General features: G+C 71.0%; 16 protein-coding genes, 1 pseudogene and 1 riboswitch. Of the genes and pseudogenes, 9 read left to right on the top strand and 8 right to left on the bottom strand.

Annotation, left to right across the window (positions count from 1 at the left end):
- Positions 1-61 precede the first annotated feature (61 nt).
- A complete protein-coding gene (gene thiC / locus JAO84_RS18130) occupies positions 62-1858 on the bottom strand; it encodes a phosphomethylpyrimidine synthase ThiC (RefSeq protein WP_370413810.1) in 1797 nt (598 codons plus the stop codon).
- Positions 1852-1967, bottom strand: a riboswitch (TPP riboswitch). (Overlaps the previous gene by 7 nt.)
- Before the next feature lie 72 nt (positions 1968-2039).
- On the opposite strand from thiC, the gene JAO84_RS18125 reads away from it, so the two are divergent.
- The gene (locus tag JAO84_RS18125) at positions 2040-3452 is read left to right on the top strand and encodes a YibE/F family protein (protein WP_370413809.1); all 1413 of its coding nucleotides are present in this window, start codon (positions 2040-2042) and stop codon (positions 3450-3452) included.
- A gap of 121 nt (positions 3453-3573) precedes the next feature.
- On the opposite strand, the gene JAO84_RS18120 is transcribed toward JAO84_RS18125, so the two are convergent.
- The 4 genes from JAO84_RS18120 to JAO84_RS18105 all read right to left on the bottom strand — a co-directional run bounded on the left by JAO84_RS18120 (position 3574) and on the right by JAO84_RS18105 (position 5938).
- Positions 3574-4008 (bottom strand): SsgA family sporulation/cell division regulator, encoded by a 435-nt coding sequence (locus JAO84_RS18120; RefSeq protein ID WP_370413808.1) that lies wholly within the window; start codon positions 4006-4008, stop codon positions 3574-3576.
- A gap of 136 nt (positions 4009-4144) precedes the next feature.
- The gene (locus JAO84_RS18115; protein WP_306806228.1) at positions 4145-4915 is read right to left on the bottom strand and encodes an IclR family transcriptional regulator; all 771 of its coding nucleotides are present in this window, start codon (positions 4913-4915) and stop codon (positions 4145-4147) included.
- 259 nt (positions 4916-5174) lie between these two features.
- Positions 5175-5387: a DUF5326 family protein gene (locus JAO84_RS18110; RefSeq protein WP_265861348.1), complete on the bottom strand. Its 213-nt coding sequence runs from the start codon at positions 5385-5387 to the stop codon at positions 5175-5177.
- Positions 5388-5620: 233 nt separating this feature from the next.
- Positions 5621-5938: a cupin domain-containing protein gene (locus tag JAO84_RS18105; RefSeq protein ID WP_265861350.1), complete on the bottom strand. Its 318-nt coding sequence runs from the start codon at positions 5936-5938 to the stop codon at positions 5621-5623.
- Between the two features lie 51 nt (positions 5939-5989).
- On the opposite strand from JAO84_RS18105, the gene JAO84_RS18100 reads away from it, so the two are divergent.
- From JAO84_RS18100 to JAO84_RS18080, 5 genes and pseudogenes are all read left to right on the top strand, one after another.
- Positions 5990-6367: a phage holin family protein gene (locus tag JAO84_RS18100; protein WP_265861351.1), complete on the top strand. Its 378-nt coding sequence runs from the start codon at positions 5990-5992 to the stop codon at positions 6365-6367.
- Positions 6368-6379: 12 nt separating this feature from the next.
- Positions 6380-6505 (top strand): annotated as a pseudogene (locus JAO84_RS18095) (low molecular weight phosphotyrosine protein phosphatase); the annotation flags it as partial.
- The gene (locus JAO84_RS18090) at positions 6502-7665 is read left to right on the top strand and encodes a cystathionine gamma-lyase (RefSeq protein WP_370413807.1); all 1164 of its coding nucleotides are present in this window, start codon (positions 6502-6504) and stop codon (positions 7663-7665) included. The pseudogene JAO84_RS18095 and the gene JAO84_RS18090, both read left to right, overlap by 4 nt.
- 215 nt (positions 7666-7880) lie before the next feature.
- Positions 7881-8777, top strand: coding sequence for a LysR family transcriptional regulator (locus tag JAO84_RS18085; protein WP_370413806.1), 897 nt, complete (start codon positions 7881-7883; stop codon positions 8775-8777).
- 52 nt (positions 8778-8829) lie between these two features.
- On the top strand, positions 8830-9309 hold the full coding sequence (locus JAO84_RS18080) for an NUDIX domain-containing protein (RefSeq protein WP_265861355.1): 480 nt from the start codon (positions 8830-8832) through the stop codon (positions 9307-9309).
- A 30-nt stretch (positions 9310-9339) separates the two neighbouring features.
- Here JAO84_RS18080 and JAO84_RS18075 read toward each other — a convergent pair whose 3' ends face one another.
- A complete protein-coding gene (locus tag JAO84_RS18075; RefSeq protein ID WP_370416798.1) occupies positions 9340-10719 on the bottom strand; it encodes a globin domain-containing protein in 1380 nt (459 codons plus the stop codon).
- Positions 10664-11317, bottom strand: coding sequence for an HAD family hydrolase (locus tag JAO84_RS18070; RefSeq protein WP_370413805.1), 654 nt, complete (start codon positions 11315-11317; stop codon positions 10664-10666). The genes JAO84_RS18075 and JAO84_RS18070 overlap by 56 nt, the downstream gene beginning before the upstream one ends.
- A gap of 77 nt (positions 11318-11394) precedes the next feature.
- Between JAO84_RS18070 and JAO84_RS18065 the strand changes: the two genes are divergently transcribed.
- From JAO84_RS18065 to JAO84_RS18055, 3 genes are all read left to right on the top strand, one after another.
- Entirely contained in the window at positions 11395-11928 is a 534-nt protein-coding gene (locus JAO84_RS18065; protein ID WP_370413804.1) for a DUF2269 domain-containing protein, read from the top strand.
- 42 nt (positions 11929-11970) lie between these two features.
- The gene (locus tag JAO84_RS18060; RefSeq protein WP_370413803.1) at positions 11971-12834 is read left to right on the top strand and encodes a GNAT family N-acetyltransferase; all 864 of its coding nucleotides are present in this window, start codon (positions 11971-11973) and stop codon (positions 12832-12834) included.
- Positions 12835-13002: 168 nt separating this feature from the next.
- The gene (locus tag JAO84_RS18055; protein ID WP_370413802.1) at positions 13003-13473 is read left to right on the top strand and encodes a MarR family winged helix-turn-helix transcriptional regulator; all 471 of its coding nucleotides are present in this window, start codon (positions 13003-13005) and stop codon (positions 13471-13473) included.
- A 53-nt stretch (positions 13474-13526) separates the two neighbouring features.
- Here the strand turns inward: JAO84_RS18055 and JAO84_RS18050 are convergent, their stop codons facing one another.
- Positions 13527-14912: a serine hydrolase domain-containing protein gene (locus JAO84_RS18050; protein WP_370413801.1), complete on the bottom strand. Its 1386-nt coding sequence runs from the start codon at positions 14910-14912 to the stop codon at positions 13527-13529.
- Between the last annotated feature and the right edge of the window lie 30 nt (positions 14913-14942).

The following is a 14942-nucleotide window of genomic DNA, read 5'->3' as shown; positions in this document are numbered from 1 at the left end:
CCCGGCAGCGGGCGAGGCTCTGGGACGGCAGGGCCTCGCCCACCTCTTACGTCTCCCGGACTCACTCCGCCATCGGCAGGTACACCCGGTTGCCCGCGGCCGCGAACTCGGCCGACTTCTCGGCCATGCCCGCCTCGATCTCCTCCGCCTTCAGGTCGCCACCGTGCTCGCGGCGGATGTCCTGGGAGATCTTCATCGAGCAGAACTTCGGGCCGCACATCGAGCAGAAGTGGGCCGTCTTCGCGGGCTCCGCCGGGAGCGTCTCGTCGTGGAACTCGCGGGCCGTGACCGGGTCCATGGCGAGGTTGAACTGGTCCTCCCAGCGGAACTCGAAGCGCGCGTCGGACAGCGCGTCGTCCCATTCCTGGGCGCCCGGGTGGCCCTTGGCGAGGTCGGCGGCGTGGGCGGCGATCTTGTAGGTGATGACGCCGGTCTTCACGTCGTCCTTGTTCGGCAGGCCCAGGTGCTCCTTGGGCGTGACGTAGCAGAGCATCGCGGTGCCCCACCAGGCGATCATCGCGGCGCCGATGCCCGAGGTGATGTGGTCGTACGCCGGGGCGACGTCCGTGGTCAGCGGGCCGAGCGTGTAGAACGGCGCCTCCTCGCAGATCTCCTGCTGGAGGTCGATGTTCTCCTTGATCTTGTGCATCGGGACATGGCCCGGGCCCTCGATCATCGTCTGCACGTCGTGCCGCTTGGCGATGGTGTTGAGCTCGCCCAGGGTCTTCAGCTCCGCGAACTGCGCCGCGTCGTTGGCGTCCGCGATCGAGCCGGGCCGCAGGCCGTCGCCGAGCGAGTACGTGACGTCGTACGCCGCGAGGATCTCGCAGAGCTCCTCGAAGTTCGTGTAGAGGAAGTTCTCCTTGTGGTGCGCGAGACACCACGCGGCCATGATCGAGCCGCCGCGCGAGACGATGCCGGTCTTGCGGCGCGCGGTGAGCGGCACGTACGGCAGCAGCACGCCGGCGTGCACCGTCATGTAGTCGACGCCCTGCTCGGCCTGCTCGATGACCGTGTCCTTGTAGATCTCCCAGGTCAGCTCCTCGGCCTTGCCGTCGACCTTCTCCAGGGCCTGGTAGAGCGGCACGGTGCCGATCGGCACGGGGGAGTTGCGCAGCACCCACTCGCGGGTGGTGTGGATGTTGCGGCCGGTGGAGAGGTCCATGACCGTGTCGGCGCCCCACTTGGTCGCCCAGGTCATCTTCTCCACCTCCTCCTCGATGGAGGAGGTGACGGCGGAGTTGCCGATGTTGGCGTTGACCTTCACCAGGAACCGCTTGCCGATGATCATCGGCTCGATCTCCGGGTGGTTGACGTTCGCCGGCAGCACCGCACGACCCGCCGCGATCTCCTCCCGTACGACCTCGGGGGAGACGTTCTCGCGGATCGCGACGTACTCCATCTCCGGGGTGATCTCGCCCCGGCGGGCGTACGCGAGCTGCGTCACCGCCTGGCCGTCGCGGCCGCGGCGGGGCAACCGCGGGCGCCCGGGGAAGACCGCGTCGAGGTTCTTGAGCCCGCCGCCGCGCGGCGAGGTGTGCTTGATGCCGTCGTCCTCGGGCCGGACCGGGCGGCCCGGGTACTCCTCGGTGTCGCCGCGCGAGATGATCCAGTTCTCGCGCAGCGGCGCCAGGCCCCGCCGGACGTCGGTCTCGACGCTCGGGTCGGTGTACGGGCCGGACGTGTCGTACAGCGTCACGTCCTTGCCGTTGGTGAGGTGCACCTGCCGCACCGGCACCCGGAGGTCGGGGCGGGAGCCCTCGACGTAACCCTTGTGCCAGCCCGGCGTGCGCTCGCCCTGGCCGCCCTGCGGGGCGTTCTGGTCGGAGGCAGGCGTGTGTGCATCCTGAATGGTCATGAGACCGATCTCCCTACGCCGGCATTACCCGGTAACAGGTTCGGCGGTCGGCGCAGCGAATCGTCAGCGCCCTCTCAGCCCGGTGCTCCGAGCTCCCGCGTGTGCAAAGGTGTCACCACGCTAGCGGCATCCCGGGCGTGCTGAACAGTGGGGGTCTCGACGTTCTTGCGATGATCGGTCGGTGACTTCCTCCGAGCAGCCCCCCGAACCGCACGGCCACGAGCACGGCCACGAGCGCGGCCATGAGCACGGGCCCGAGCACGGCCATGGGCATTCCCATGCGCACGGTCACGGCCCCGCCGCGCCGGTCTCCCGGCATCTGCGCAAGGTCATCGCGGCCGTTCTGATCCCCTTCGCCACCGCCGTCGTCGTCGGGCTCGTGGTGCTGTGGCCGGGCGCCACGCCCGCGCACCAGCGCACCGGCGTCGGCTTCGACCGGCAGACCGAGCAGGGCACGGTCGTCTCCGTCGAGCACGTCGACTGCAAGGACGTGAACGCCGCCCAGGTCCCGCCGACCGGCGACACCTCCACCCCGCAGGGCCGCGAGGCGGTCAACGGGCAGCAGGGGCAGTGCGCGAAGGCCACCGTCGAGGTCACCACCGGCCAGGACAAGGGCCGCAGGTTCGTCGAGGTCGTGCAGCCGGACGCGCCCCGGCAACTCCACGAGGGGCAGGGCGTGGTGGTGGCGTACGCCCCCGACGCACCGCGCGACCTGCAGTACTCCGTCACCGACGTGAACCGGAAGGTGCCGATCGCGGTGCTCGCCGGCATCTTCGCGCTCGCCGTCGTGATCGTCGGGCGGATGCGCGGCGTGATGGCGCTGATCGCGCTCGCCATCAGCTTCCTGGTGCTGACCCTGTTCATCCTGCCGGCGATCCTCGAGGGCTCGAATCCGCTGGTCGTCGCGGTCGTCGGATCGAGCGCGATCATGCTCATCGCGCTCTACATGTGCCATGGCCTCTCGGCCCGCACCTCGGTCGCGGTGCTCGGCACCCTCGTCTCGCTGCTGCTGATCGGGCTGCTGGGCTCGGTCTTCATCGACTGGGCCTCGCTCAGCGGCAACACCGACGACAACACCGGCCTCATCCACGGGCTCTACCCGCAGATCGACATGTCCGGTCTGCTGCTCGCCGGGATCATCATCGGCTCGCTCGGCGTGCTCGACGACGTGACCGTCACCCAGACCTCCGCGGTCTGGGAACTGCACCAGGCCGACCCGGGCATGGGGCCGCGACGGCTCTACGGGGCCGCGATCCGGATCGGCCGCGACCACATCGCCTCGGTGGTGAACACCCTGGTCCTGGCCTACGCGGGCGCGGCGCTTCCGCTGCTCCTGCTGTTCTCGATCGCGCAGAGCAGCGTGGGCACGGTGGCCAACAGCGAGCTGGTCGCGGAGGAGATCGTCCGGACCCTGGTCGGGTCGATCGGTCTGGTCGCCTCGGTGCCGATCACCACCGCCCTGGCGGCGCTCGTGGTGTCGGCGGACCGGCCGGGACCGGAGGCAGCGAAGGCCGGCGCGGGCCCGGGTAACGGCCGCGCGGGCCGGGGCGGGCGGGCTGCCGGGGGCGGCGGCCGTCGGCGCCGCGCCAAGTGACACGTATCGAAGGGGCGGTTGTACGGGCCGGGTGGGCGCTGACCCGTACGGGGGCGGGTGCCGGGGGCGACGGGCCGCGGGCGGGGACAAACGCCGGGGCGCGTGCTCAACGACCCTTCCGTCAGCCCGCGTTCTCCTCGGCGAGGATCCGGCCGAGCGCGGCCTCGAGGTGGTCCTCGAAGTCACCCTGGGTACGTTCCTGACCGAGCGGGACGAGCTTGTCCGTACGGTCGAGGAACGCGACCAGCGGCGGCGCGCTCGCGCGGAACAGGGCGCGGTCGCCGCCGACCTGGAGCCGGATCATCACGTCGGAGAGGCCCTCGGGGTCGGTGGGGGCGATGTGCACATCGCCGTCCCCGCTCGGCCGGTTGATCCCGTCGAGGAGCAGCTCCCGGCCGAAGGCCCAGGTCACCGGCGCATCTCCGGGGAGGTGGAACGTCATCCTCACCGCGTAGGGATCGCGGGTCTCGTATCGCAGTTCCACCGGGATCCTGAAGGAGAGCTCCTCGGAGACGAGGAAGCTCATCAGGACTTCGGCCTGAACCGTCTCTCGCATCATGTACCCCGCAGTTGATGAGCAGTTGTGTAAACACGCTGCTGAAAGCTGTGGTCGAAACGGCCAGGAATGATCCCCCATGGCCCTCTTGACGCAATCGTGCTGTAAGCGCTAGCAGATCACAAGGAGTGATTTTTCAGATACTGATAGAGAACGCGAGTGAACTGAAGAGCCTTCCGATCTCATTCTGTAGCCGAGCGATAGCAGGTAGCAACCGTTCTTCCTGGTGAAGTGGGAGTGAAATCGCCATCGCGGCCGCTGTTGACCCCGCGGTGATGGGGATGGCGGCACAAACTGTGCCGAGCGCATATTCCTGACGCTCCACCAGGGGCTCCATTCGCCCCATACCGCCCAAACGGTCCAAAAGGGCACGGCGATTACGCAGCGTATATGGCGTGATGGCTTCCACCGGGTGCCGGTCGAGGTGGTCTTGACGACTCCTCAGATCCAGTTGACTGAGCAGACACTGCCCGATGGCGTGCGCGTGACCGGTCTCCCGGAAGTCCGCCCACTCCTCCACGGCGGGCGCGGCGGGGGTGTCGGCGACGGAGACGAGCTCGATCTCGCCCTCGCGGTAGATGGCGAAGTAGACGGGGACGCCGATGGAGTCCCGCCAGTGGGCGAGAGAGTCTTCGATCTTGGTGCGACGATTCTGCAGAACTCCGCCGCCGACCAGACGGCCGGCCGCGTCGCCGAAGACGAACACACCCTTCTCACGGCGCAGATAGCCCTCGTGCGTCAGGGTGCGGAGCAGGTGGTACGCGGTGGGAAGCGGAAGTCCCGCCTCGCGCGCGAGCTGTTTGGCGGGGGCCCCGTCCTCGTGGGAACCCACGGCCTCCAGAAGTCTCAGCGCCCGCTGAACCGAACCGATCAGGGTTGGCGCAGCGGGCTGCGAAGCAGTGGCCAAAGGTCACCCCCAGGCGTGTCGACGAGTGCGTCGCACCCGCCCGCGGGGGCCGCCCCCGCGCGCCCGCCGCGACCCGGGACCGGTGGATCCCGTGGGGCCTACGCCTGTGGTTCCCGGGGCGGCGGAGGTTTTCCACCCTAATGGCGCCTCAGGGGGCACACCGGGTTTCCACCTGCGCGTTCCCTCTGCCGGGCTAATACCCGACAGGGCATTCATACCGGCGGGTAACCCTTGACGGACCAGAGCCTCCCGGCCGGGTCTACCAGTCGCCCCGAGAACCGGACGAGGACGTGAACTTGCGGACCAGATAGATCAGACCACCGACCAGCGCCACGAACACCAGGAGCTTGAACAGCAGACCGACCACGAAGGTCAGAACGCTGGTGATCAGGCCGCCGAAGACGACCAGTGCGATGACGGGTATGGCGATCCACTTCACCCACCACGGCATCCCCGCGAGAATCTCCTTCACCGCCATTGCGCTTACCTCATCTCCGAAGAGTGCGAGCCCGAAGGGCTCAGCCACCGGGTCCGTGGGCGCTCCCTGCGCCCGACACCTCGATGCTAGGGCCGGGCACCAAGCCCGCGGGGCCCTCCCGGCCCCCGCTCTTCCCTGATCCGCCCCCTAAGGGACCCGGGGGCTCCGGGCCGGAGCGGATCAGGGTCCACGGGACTCCGTGACTCTGGGACTGCACGACTCCGGGGTCACGCCTCCGGCGGCGAGAAGACCACCATGACCCGCAGGTCCTCGGTGATGTGGTGGAACTTGTGCGGCACCCCCGCCGGCACATAGACCACACTGCCCCGCGCCACCTGGGTCGTCTCCGCCCCCACCGTGATCGCCCCCCGGCCGCTCACCACGAAGTACACCTCGTCCTGGCCGTGCGGCTGCTGCGGATCGAGCGCCCCGGCGTCGAGCGCGTACAGCCCCACCGACATGTTGCGCTCGCGCAGGAACTGGAGGTAGGCGCCGTCGTTGGCGGCGCGCTCCGCCTCCAGCTCGTCCAGTCGGAATGCTTTCATTGCTCGTCCGCCCCTGTTTCTGGCCAGATCATGTCTGCCACGATCTGACACATGAAGAATTTCGTAGTCAAGACGCTCGCGAACGCGGGCGCACTGGCCGTGGCCATCTGGCTGCTGCAGGACATCACGCTGACCGGTGACAGCACCGGCAAGAAGGCCTGGACCCTCATCCTGGTCGCCCTGGTCTTCGGCCTGGTGAACTTCCTGGTCAAGCCGGTCGTGAAGCTGCTCACGTTCCCGCTCTTCATCCTGACCCTCGGTCTGATCACCCTGGTCGTCAACGCGCTGATGCTGCTCCTGACGTCCTGGCTGGCCGATCAGTTCGACCTCAGCTTCCACGTGGAGGGCTTCTGGACCGCCGTGCTCGGCGGCCTGATCATCTCCGTCGTCTCGTGGGCGCTGAACATCGTGCTGCCCGACGGCGACTGAGGCCCGCCCGGTCTCGACGTACCGGACCCCTATTACGGTGACCGGGGCGGCTTCGAGGAGTGCCCGGAGATGGTCGAGGCGGCGAGCGCGGGACTGCTCGCCGCCGTGCGCGAGCAAGTGAAGGAGCGGACGGCATGAGCAGCGACGCGACGCGCGGTGCGGACGACATGATCGGGGACGGCACCCTGGCCGTACGGGCGGGGCTGCCCGAGCCCGTGAAGTACGAGCCCACCCTGCCCGGCCCGGTCTTCGCGGCCCACTTCCACCTGCCCGGCGAGCCGACCGGCCCGTACACCTACGGCCGGGACGAGAACCCGACCTGGACCCATCTGGAACGCGCCATCAGCGCCCTGGAGGCACCGGGGGAGAGCGGCGTCGAGACGCTGGTCTTCGCCTCCGGCATGGCCGCCATCTCCGCCGTCCTCTTCTCCCAGCTGAAGGCCGGCGACGTGGTCGTCGTCCCCTCCGACGGCTACCAGGCCGTGCCGCTGGTGCACGAGCAGCTGCGGGCGTACGGCGTCGAGGTGCGGTCCGCGCCGACCGGCGGCGACGCCCAGCTGTCCGTCCTGGCGGGCGCGAAGCTGCTGTGGATCGAGACCCCGTCCAACCCCGGGCTCGACGTGTGCGACCTGCGCCGTCTGGCGGACGCCGCCCACGAGGCCGGGGCGCTCGTCGCGGTCGACAACACCCTGGCGACCCCGCTCGGCCAGCGGCCGCTGCTGCTGGGCGCCGACTTCTCGGTGGCCAGCGACACCAAGGGCATGTCCGGGCACGGCGATCTGCTGCTCGGGCACGTCAGCTGCCGCGACGCCGAGCGGGCCGCCGAGGTACGGCGCTGGCGCAAGATCGTCGGCGCGATTCCGGGCCCCATGGAGGCCTGGCTCGCGCACCGTTCGCTGGCCACCCTCCAGCTGCGGATCGACCGGCAGTGCGGCACCGCGCTCGCCGTCGCGGAGGCGCTCAAGGGGCATCGGCACGTGACCGGGCTGCGCTACCCGGGCCTGCCCGACGACCCCTCGCACGAGGTGGCCGCCCGCCAGATGCGCCGCTTCGGCTCCGTCATCTCCTTCGAGCTGCCGGACCGGGCCTGGGCCGAGCACTTCCTGGGGGCGCTGCACCTGGTGGAGGAGGCGACCAGTTTCGGCGGCGTGCGGTCCACCGCCGAGCGGCGCGGGCGCTGGGGCGGCGACGCCGTGCCGGAGGGCTTCGTCCGCTTCTCGGTCGGCGCCGAGGACCCGGAGGACCTGATCACCGACGTCCTGCGCGCCCTCGACGAGACGGCCAAGGCGCTCGGCTGACGCGACAGGGGCGTTCCGAGCCTCCCCCCTCGTGGCTCGGAACGCCCCTCGTCCCCCGGCGGTGTCCTCGCGGACACCCGCCCGAACAAGGCTAGTTGACTCTGTGTCAGAGTCCAATCACGGTAGCGACAGCGACCTATCGACTTATTTATAGTTGGACGGTCCGTAGTCGGACGGTCCGGTCGCACGGACTCGGGCACCGGGAGGGGGCGGACATGGATCTGACCCTGCTGCGCACCTTCGTCACGGTGCACCGGGCCGGTTCCTTCACCCGCGCCGCCGCACTCCTCGGCCTCTCCCAGCCGGCCGTCACCAGCCAGATCCGCAGCCTGGAGCGCCAGCTCGGCCGGCCGCTGTTCCTCAGACAGGCCCGTGGGGTCACCCCCACCACCATCGGCGACGAGCTCGCCCACCGCGCCGCCCCGCACCTGGACGCCCTGGTCGAGATCACCGAGACCGGTCTCGACGAGCACACCGGGGTGCGCACCCTGCATGTCGCCGGGCCGCCCGAGTTCACCGCGGCCCGGGTGCTGCCCGCGCTCACCCCGCTGGTCGCCCAGGGCCTCGCCGTCCGCTCCTCGCTCCTGGGCAACGCGGAGGAGACCCTCGACGGCCTGGCCGCCGGCCATCACGACCTGGCCGTCGCGGTCACCCGGCCCCGCGGCGGACTGTTCACCGCCACCCCGCTCTGCGACGAGGAGCACGTCCTCGTCGCGGCCCCGCGCTGGGCCGCCCGGCTCTCCCCCGAGGTGCTGCTGCACAAGGGCGCCGTCGCCCTGGAGCGGCTGCCGGTGGTCGAGGTGCACGAGTCGCTGCCCTTCGTCAGCCGCTACTGGGCGGCCGTCTTCGATGCCGAGCCGGCCACCTCCGCCACCGTGATCGCCCCCGATCTGCGGGCCGTCCGGGAGTCCGCCGCGTCCGGCGCGGGCCTCGCCGTGCTGCCCCGCTATCTGTGCGAGGGGGAGCTGGCGCGCCGGCGGCTGGTGCCCCTGCTCGACCCTCCGGTGCCGCCGCTGCGCACCTACTTCCTCGTCGTCCGCACCGGCACCCTCGCCCTGCCGCACATCGCCCGCGCCCACGACTTGCTGCTGCGTGCCGCGGGGGACTGGTGAGTTTCCGGGCGGCGCGCGTTTCAGGACAGCGGGGACGGGCCATTTTCTTCCCATGACCGAACGACCCGTGGTCAAGCGCACCGCACGCGCCATCCTGCTCGACGGGGACGACCTGATCCTCATCAAGCGCACCAAGCCGGGCGTGGATCCCTACTGGGTGACCCCCGGCGGCGGAGTCGAACCCACCGACGCGACCGTCGTCGAGGCCCTGCACCGCGAGGTCCACGAGGAGCTCGGCGCCAAGATCGTCGACGTGGTCCCCTGCTTCGTCGACACCGTCGAGCACATCGTGGACGGCGGGGTCTCCGGGGTGAAGGTCCAGCACTTCTTCGTGTGCCGGCTCGAGTCCATGGACACCTCGCAGCGGCACGGCCCGGAGATCGACGAGCCGCTGGGCGAGTACGAGATCGTCCGCGTGCCCTTCAGCCGGGTCGGCATCGCCGCCGTCCACCTGGTCCCGCTCTCGCTGCGCCACTACCTGGACGGCAACATCGAGGGCGTCCGCGCGATGCACGCGCCCGACCTGGGCTAGGCCCTCCCGGTACTGGCGGGGCTCCGCATCCTAGGACGCGCGGGCGACCTCCCCCAGATAGTCGTGGCGGATCCGGTCGGTGGGGATGCCCGCGCCCTTCAGCGCGTCCAGGCCGCTGCGGATCATGCCGAGCGGCCCCGAGAGGTACGCGTCGTACTCCGCCCACGGCCCGTAGCGGCGCACCGCGTCCGGCAGCCGTCCCTCCGCCTCGGTGACCGGGCGGACGGCGAGCCAGGGGAAGGTCTGCTGGAGCCGCATCATGGTGTCGATGTCGTAGAGGTCGTGGCCGCTGCGGGCACCGTAGAAGACCTCGACCGGCCGCCGGTCCCCGTGCTCGGCCACGTCCTCGACCAGCGCCTTGATCGGCGCGATCCCGGTGCCTCCGCCGAGGCAGAGCAGCCCGTTGTCGGTCGAGTGGTCGACGGTCATCGAGCCCGCGGGCGGGCCGAGCCGCAGCACGTCCCCCGGGCGCGCCCGGTGCACCAGGGCGTTGGACACCCAGCCCGCGGGCACCGCCTTCACATGCAGGGAGAGCAGCCCGTCCGGGCGGGGCGCGGAGGCGAAGGAGTAGTGCCGCCAGATCCGCGGCCACCAGGGCGTCTCCAGGGTCGTGTACTGCCCGGCCAGGAAGGGGTAGGGCAGATCGGGCCGGAGCGTGATCACCGCGACGTCGGGGGTCCGCAGATCGTGGCTGACCACCTCGGCCTGCCACCAGGGCGGCGCGTGGCTCTCGTTCTCGGCGGCGGCGTCGATCATGATCTGCGAGATCGTCGTGTACGTGCGGACCCAGGCCGCCTCGGTCTCCGCGTCCCAGCCGCTGCCGGCGTACCGCTCCAGGGCGCCGATCAGCGCCTCGCCGACGGCCGGGTAGTGCTCGGCCCGCGTGCCGTACTTCCGGTGTCCGCGCCCGAGGTTGCGCAGATAGGCGGTGAGCACCGGGGTGTCGTCCAGATGGTCGGCCGCCGTGAGCAGCGCCTTGAGGAGCCGGTCCCGCTGGGCGTCCATGGCGGCGGGGAACATCGCGCGCAGATCGGGATGGCGGGTGAAGAGCAGCGCGTAGAAGTACGAGGTGACCCGGTCCGCCGTCGGCCCGATCTCGGCGAGCGTCCGCCGGACGAGTACGGCGTCGGCCGAGGCGTCCGGCTCCTCCGCCCCCGCCCCCGCCCGCTCGCTGAACGTTTCCTCAGGGGCCGCCGGCACGGCCGGCACGAGGGGCGGCGCACCCGTGGCCGCAGCCGGAGCATCCGTCATGTCCTTGCCTCCCCGCAGTGGGCCGCTGTGTTCGCAGAATGGCAGTGCGATGAGGAGGACGGACAGAAAGTGGGATTCCCGGTGATTCGCCCCGCGCGGAGGGCTAGGCTGCGCTCTTTCGGACGAGTGCGTAGGCCTCGCGCAGATCGCCGCCCGTATAGCTGTGCCGGGCCAGTCCGGCCAGATGGTGGTCGGCGTTCACGGCCACGGTCTCGGGCACGATCGCGAACAGCTCCGCGTCGGACATCGAGTCGCCGTACGCCACGCAGTCGGCCGGATCGACCCCGAACCGCGCGCAGAGCTCCCCGGCGATCCGCACCTTCGCCGAGGCGTCGAGGATGCCCGGCCGGTGGATCGGCCCGGTGAAGGGCACGGCGGGCCAGCGGGAGCCGTGGGCCGCGTCGGCGCCCCAGTCGAGGAGCCGCTCGACGAAGAAATCGGGCGACAGCGAGATGACCGCGCAGTGGCTGCCCTCGGCCCGGATCTCGGCCCAGACCTCCCGGATGCCGCTCAGCCAGGGCGCCTGCTCGAAGGCCGTGGTCACCTGCTCCGGGGTGAGCTCCGACCAGAGCGCATGGGCCTGGACGGCGAACTCGTCCGGGGTGAGCCCGCGCAGCAGGAAGTCCTGCTCCAGCTGCGCGATCTCCCGGCTCAGCCCGAGCTGTCGGGAGATCTCCACCGCGGCCGCCGAGCCACGGATCAGCGTGCCGTCGAGGTCGAAGAGGTGCAGCCGCCGCCGGCCGCGCAGGGTCGTCATGTACGCCGAGGCTAGTACGCCGGCTTACTCCCCCGGTCAGACGCGGGACACCGCCGTCGTTCGGCACGGTGTTTCACGTGAAACATCTCCAGCGGCCCGTTCGGCGGGCGCTCCTCGTCGTCCATGTGGCGGTCTCCGTGGCCTGGCTCGGCCTCAGCCTGGGGCTGCTCACCCTCGGTCTCACCGCCTACACCACCCAGGACCCGTCCCTCACCCAGGCGGCCTATCGCGCCATGAAGGTCTTCGCGGACTGGCTGCTCGCCCCGGTCGCCCTGGTGACCTTCGGCAGCGGTCTGGTGCTCTCCCTGGGTACGCCCTGGGGTCTCGCCCGGCATCGCTGGGTCTGGATCAAGTTCTGGCTCACCCTGGCCACCGCCGCCGCGACGATCTTCGCGCTGCGCCCGGAGATCGCCCACGCGGCGGCCGCCGGAGTCCCCGACAGCAGTCTGGTGGGCGCCCCGGTGGTCTCCACGACGGCCTATCTCTTCATGACGGCGATCTCCGTCCTGAAGCCCTGGGGGCTGACCCGGCGCGGCCGCCACCTGCGGGAATCGACCGCACGTCAGGCACCTCGGGCGGGGCGCGCAGCTCGCCAGGGCCAGTTCTCGTAAAGCGGTGGACGGGCCGTCGCCACGTCGGACAGCCTGATCACCATGCCCCTCTCTCAGCTCCCGCTCGACCGGCTCCCGATCCGACGCCTCGGCCCCGACGACCTCCTCGCCTGCGCCGACCTCTCCGAGAACCGGGGCTGGCCCCGGGAAGAGCACAAGTGGGGCCTGCTGCTCGCCGCCGGGGTGGGACACGGCATCGACGACCCGTCCGGCAAGGGGCTGCTCGCCGTCTGCGTGGTCACCTCGTACGGGCCGGAGCTCGCCGCCATCGGCATGGTCCTGGTCGCCGAGCGCTACGCCCGGCAGGGCGTCGGACGCCGACTGATGCGCCATGTCCTCGCGGAGGCCGGCGACACCCCGCTGAGCCTGTACGCCACGAGCAACGGGCAGCCGCTCTACGAGGAGCTGGGCTTCACGGAGGTCGCCCGTGCGGAGATGCTCAAGGGCAGCTTCACAGCGGCCGAGCCGGCGCCCGAGCGTTCCGTCCGGCCCGCCACCGCCGAGGACGTGCTGCAGGTGTTGCGCCTCGACCACGAGATCTTCGGCGCCGACCGCACCCACCTCATCACCCGGCTCCCGGCCTTCGCCGACCAGCTGAGGGTCGCGGAGCAGGACGGCGAGATCACCGGCTTCGCCGCGCTCTGGCCCAACATGGAGACCCATGTCATCGGCCCGGTGATCGCCCGCGACACCGGCACCGCACAGGCCCTGATCGCCTCGCTCGCCGCCGCCACCGACCGCCCGCTGCGCACGGACATCGACACCGGACACAGCGCCCTGGTGACCTGGCTGAAGGCGAACGGCCTGGAGCAGATCACCACCAACGCCGTCATGATCCGCTCGCGTCCCGAGCTGCCGGGCGACGGGAACCGCCGCTTCGCACCGCTGACCGTCGCGGCGGGCTGAACCCGGGGCCCAGGGCAGCAGGGCGTCGAGGTATCAGGGCATCAGGGCATCAGGGGCGGGATTAATTGCACACGCGGCTTTTTGCGTTCCATCGTCTACCCTGGTAAGGAGCCGAAGCCCTTCCGGGCCGAGGACACCGAGGACAGACCGAGGAAGCGAGGAGCGCACATGACCGCGACGGACCCCGCCCTGACGGCCCTCTCCCAGGGCTGGTGCGCGCTTTCCCTGCTGCACGGACGGATCGAGTCGCACATCGAGCGCGCCTTGGAGGCCGGGCACGGGCTCAGCGTCCGCGAGTACTCGCTCCTCGACGTCCTCAGCCGCCAGCACGACGGACCCGGCGGCCACCTCCAGATGAAGCAGGTGGCCGACGCCGTGGTGCTCAGCCAGAGCGCGACCACCCGGCTCGTCACGCGACTGGAGGACCGCGGCCTGCTCACCCGGTACCTCTGCGCCACCGACCGGCGCGGCATCTACACCGATGTCACCGAAGCGGGCCAGAAGCTTCTCGACGAGGCCCGCCCCACCAACGACACCGCGCTCCGCGAGGCCCTGGACGCCGCCGCCCAGAACCCCGAACTGGCCCCGTTCGTACGGGTCGTCGAAGGCCTGAACGTTCCCGCGAACGTCCCCGCCTGAGCCCGGCCTTGCGCTGTTTCACGTGAAACAGCGCAAGGCCGGCGACGAGCCGGTCAGAGGCCGCGCCAGGGCGCCTCGTCCACTCCGCCGGGCACGGCGTCGCCCTGCTCGTAGGGCTCCCGGGTGAAGACGAAGGAGCCCAGGTCGAGATGGCTCACCGAGCCGTCGGGCCGCTTCACCGCCCGCAGGGTCTCCCCCTGGTAGTAGCCGTCGAGGCCGATCCAGCCGCTACCGTCGGGCAGCGCCCGGAAGGTCGCCCGCCGCCCGACGCCCGTGAGCGGCTCCAGGGTCACGGCGCGCCCGGCGCCGAGCTTCAGCCCGTACGCGTACGTACCCCAGTACCAGGGTCCGGTCAGGGCGAGCAGCTCCTCGTCGACCTCGGCCGCGGGAAGGGGGCGCCAGGGCTCCGGGAAACGGGGCTCGGCCTCCGCGACGATCCCGATGAGTTCGGCGGCCACCGTGGCCGTGAGCGGCCCGCTGGTGGCATTGGCGAGGGCCGCGGCGACCATCCCGTGCTCGACGCTCACCCACAGTCCGGCGACGAAGCCGGGCAGCGAGCCGGTGTGCCCGAACAGCGTCCCGCGCTCGGAGTACACCAGCTGGAGTCCCAGGCCGTAGCCCATCTTCCCGTCGGCGCTGGCGGCCGGCGCCGCCGGAACCCGCATCTCCGCCACACTGGCGGCGCTCAGCACCCGGTCGTCCCCCTCGGCGAGGAAGACGCCGAACCGGCACAGGTCCCCGACCGTCGACCAGAGCTGCCCCGCCGGAGCCATCACCCCCAGGTCCTGGGCGGGTTCGGCCATCATCACGTCCGCCCACGGATGCACAGCGAAGCCGCCGGCGTGCGGCGCGACCGGCTGCGCGGTCGTCCGGCGAAGCTCCAGCGGCTCCAGGATCTCGGTGCGCAGCGCCTCCTCCCAGGACACCCCGCGCACCGCCTCCACCAGCGAACCGAGCAGCGTGTAACCGGGGTTGGAGTAGTGATGGAGTCGGCCCACCGGGTGCAGCATCGGCCGCTCCCCCAGCACGTCGGACAGCTCCGGCCGAAGAGTCCCCGGGGTCCGCTCCCACCAGGGCGACGGAGTCTCCGCGGCAAGTCCCGAGGTATGGCCCAGGAGTTGGGCGATCGTCACCTCGCCGACGCCCGTGCCCGGCAGATGCTTCTCCAGCGGATCCTCAAGGCTCAGCAGCCCCTCGTCCCGCAGCCGCATCACGAGCACCGCGGTGAACACCTTGGTGATCGACCCGATCCGGTACTGGGTCTCGGCGTCCGGCGCATGCCCGTCGACACAGCTGCGCGAGCCGCTCCACACCACCGCTCCGTCCCGCGCGACGCCGGCGGCGAACGAGGGCGCGCGGCCCTCGCTCTGCGCGACGGCCACCCGGTGCAGCAGGGCGCGCTCGGTGGTGGGCAACAGGGCTTCGAAGGATGAGGTCATGCGGCGATCATGCCGCCCCCTCCGCCGGAT

Source organism: Streptomyces fradiae (assembly GCF_041270065.1).
Lineage (GTDB): Bacteria > Actinomycetota > Actinomycetes > Streptomycetales > Streptomycetaceae > Streptomyces.
This window is presented reverse-complemented; position numbering and strand designations above follow the sequence as displayed.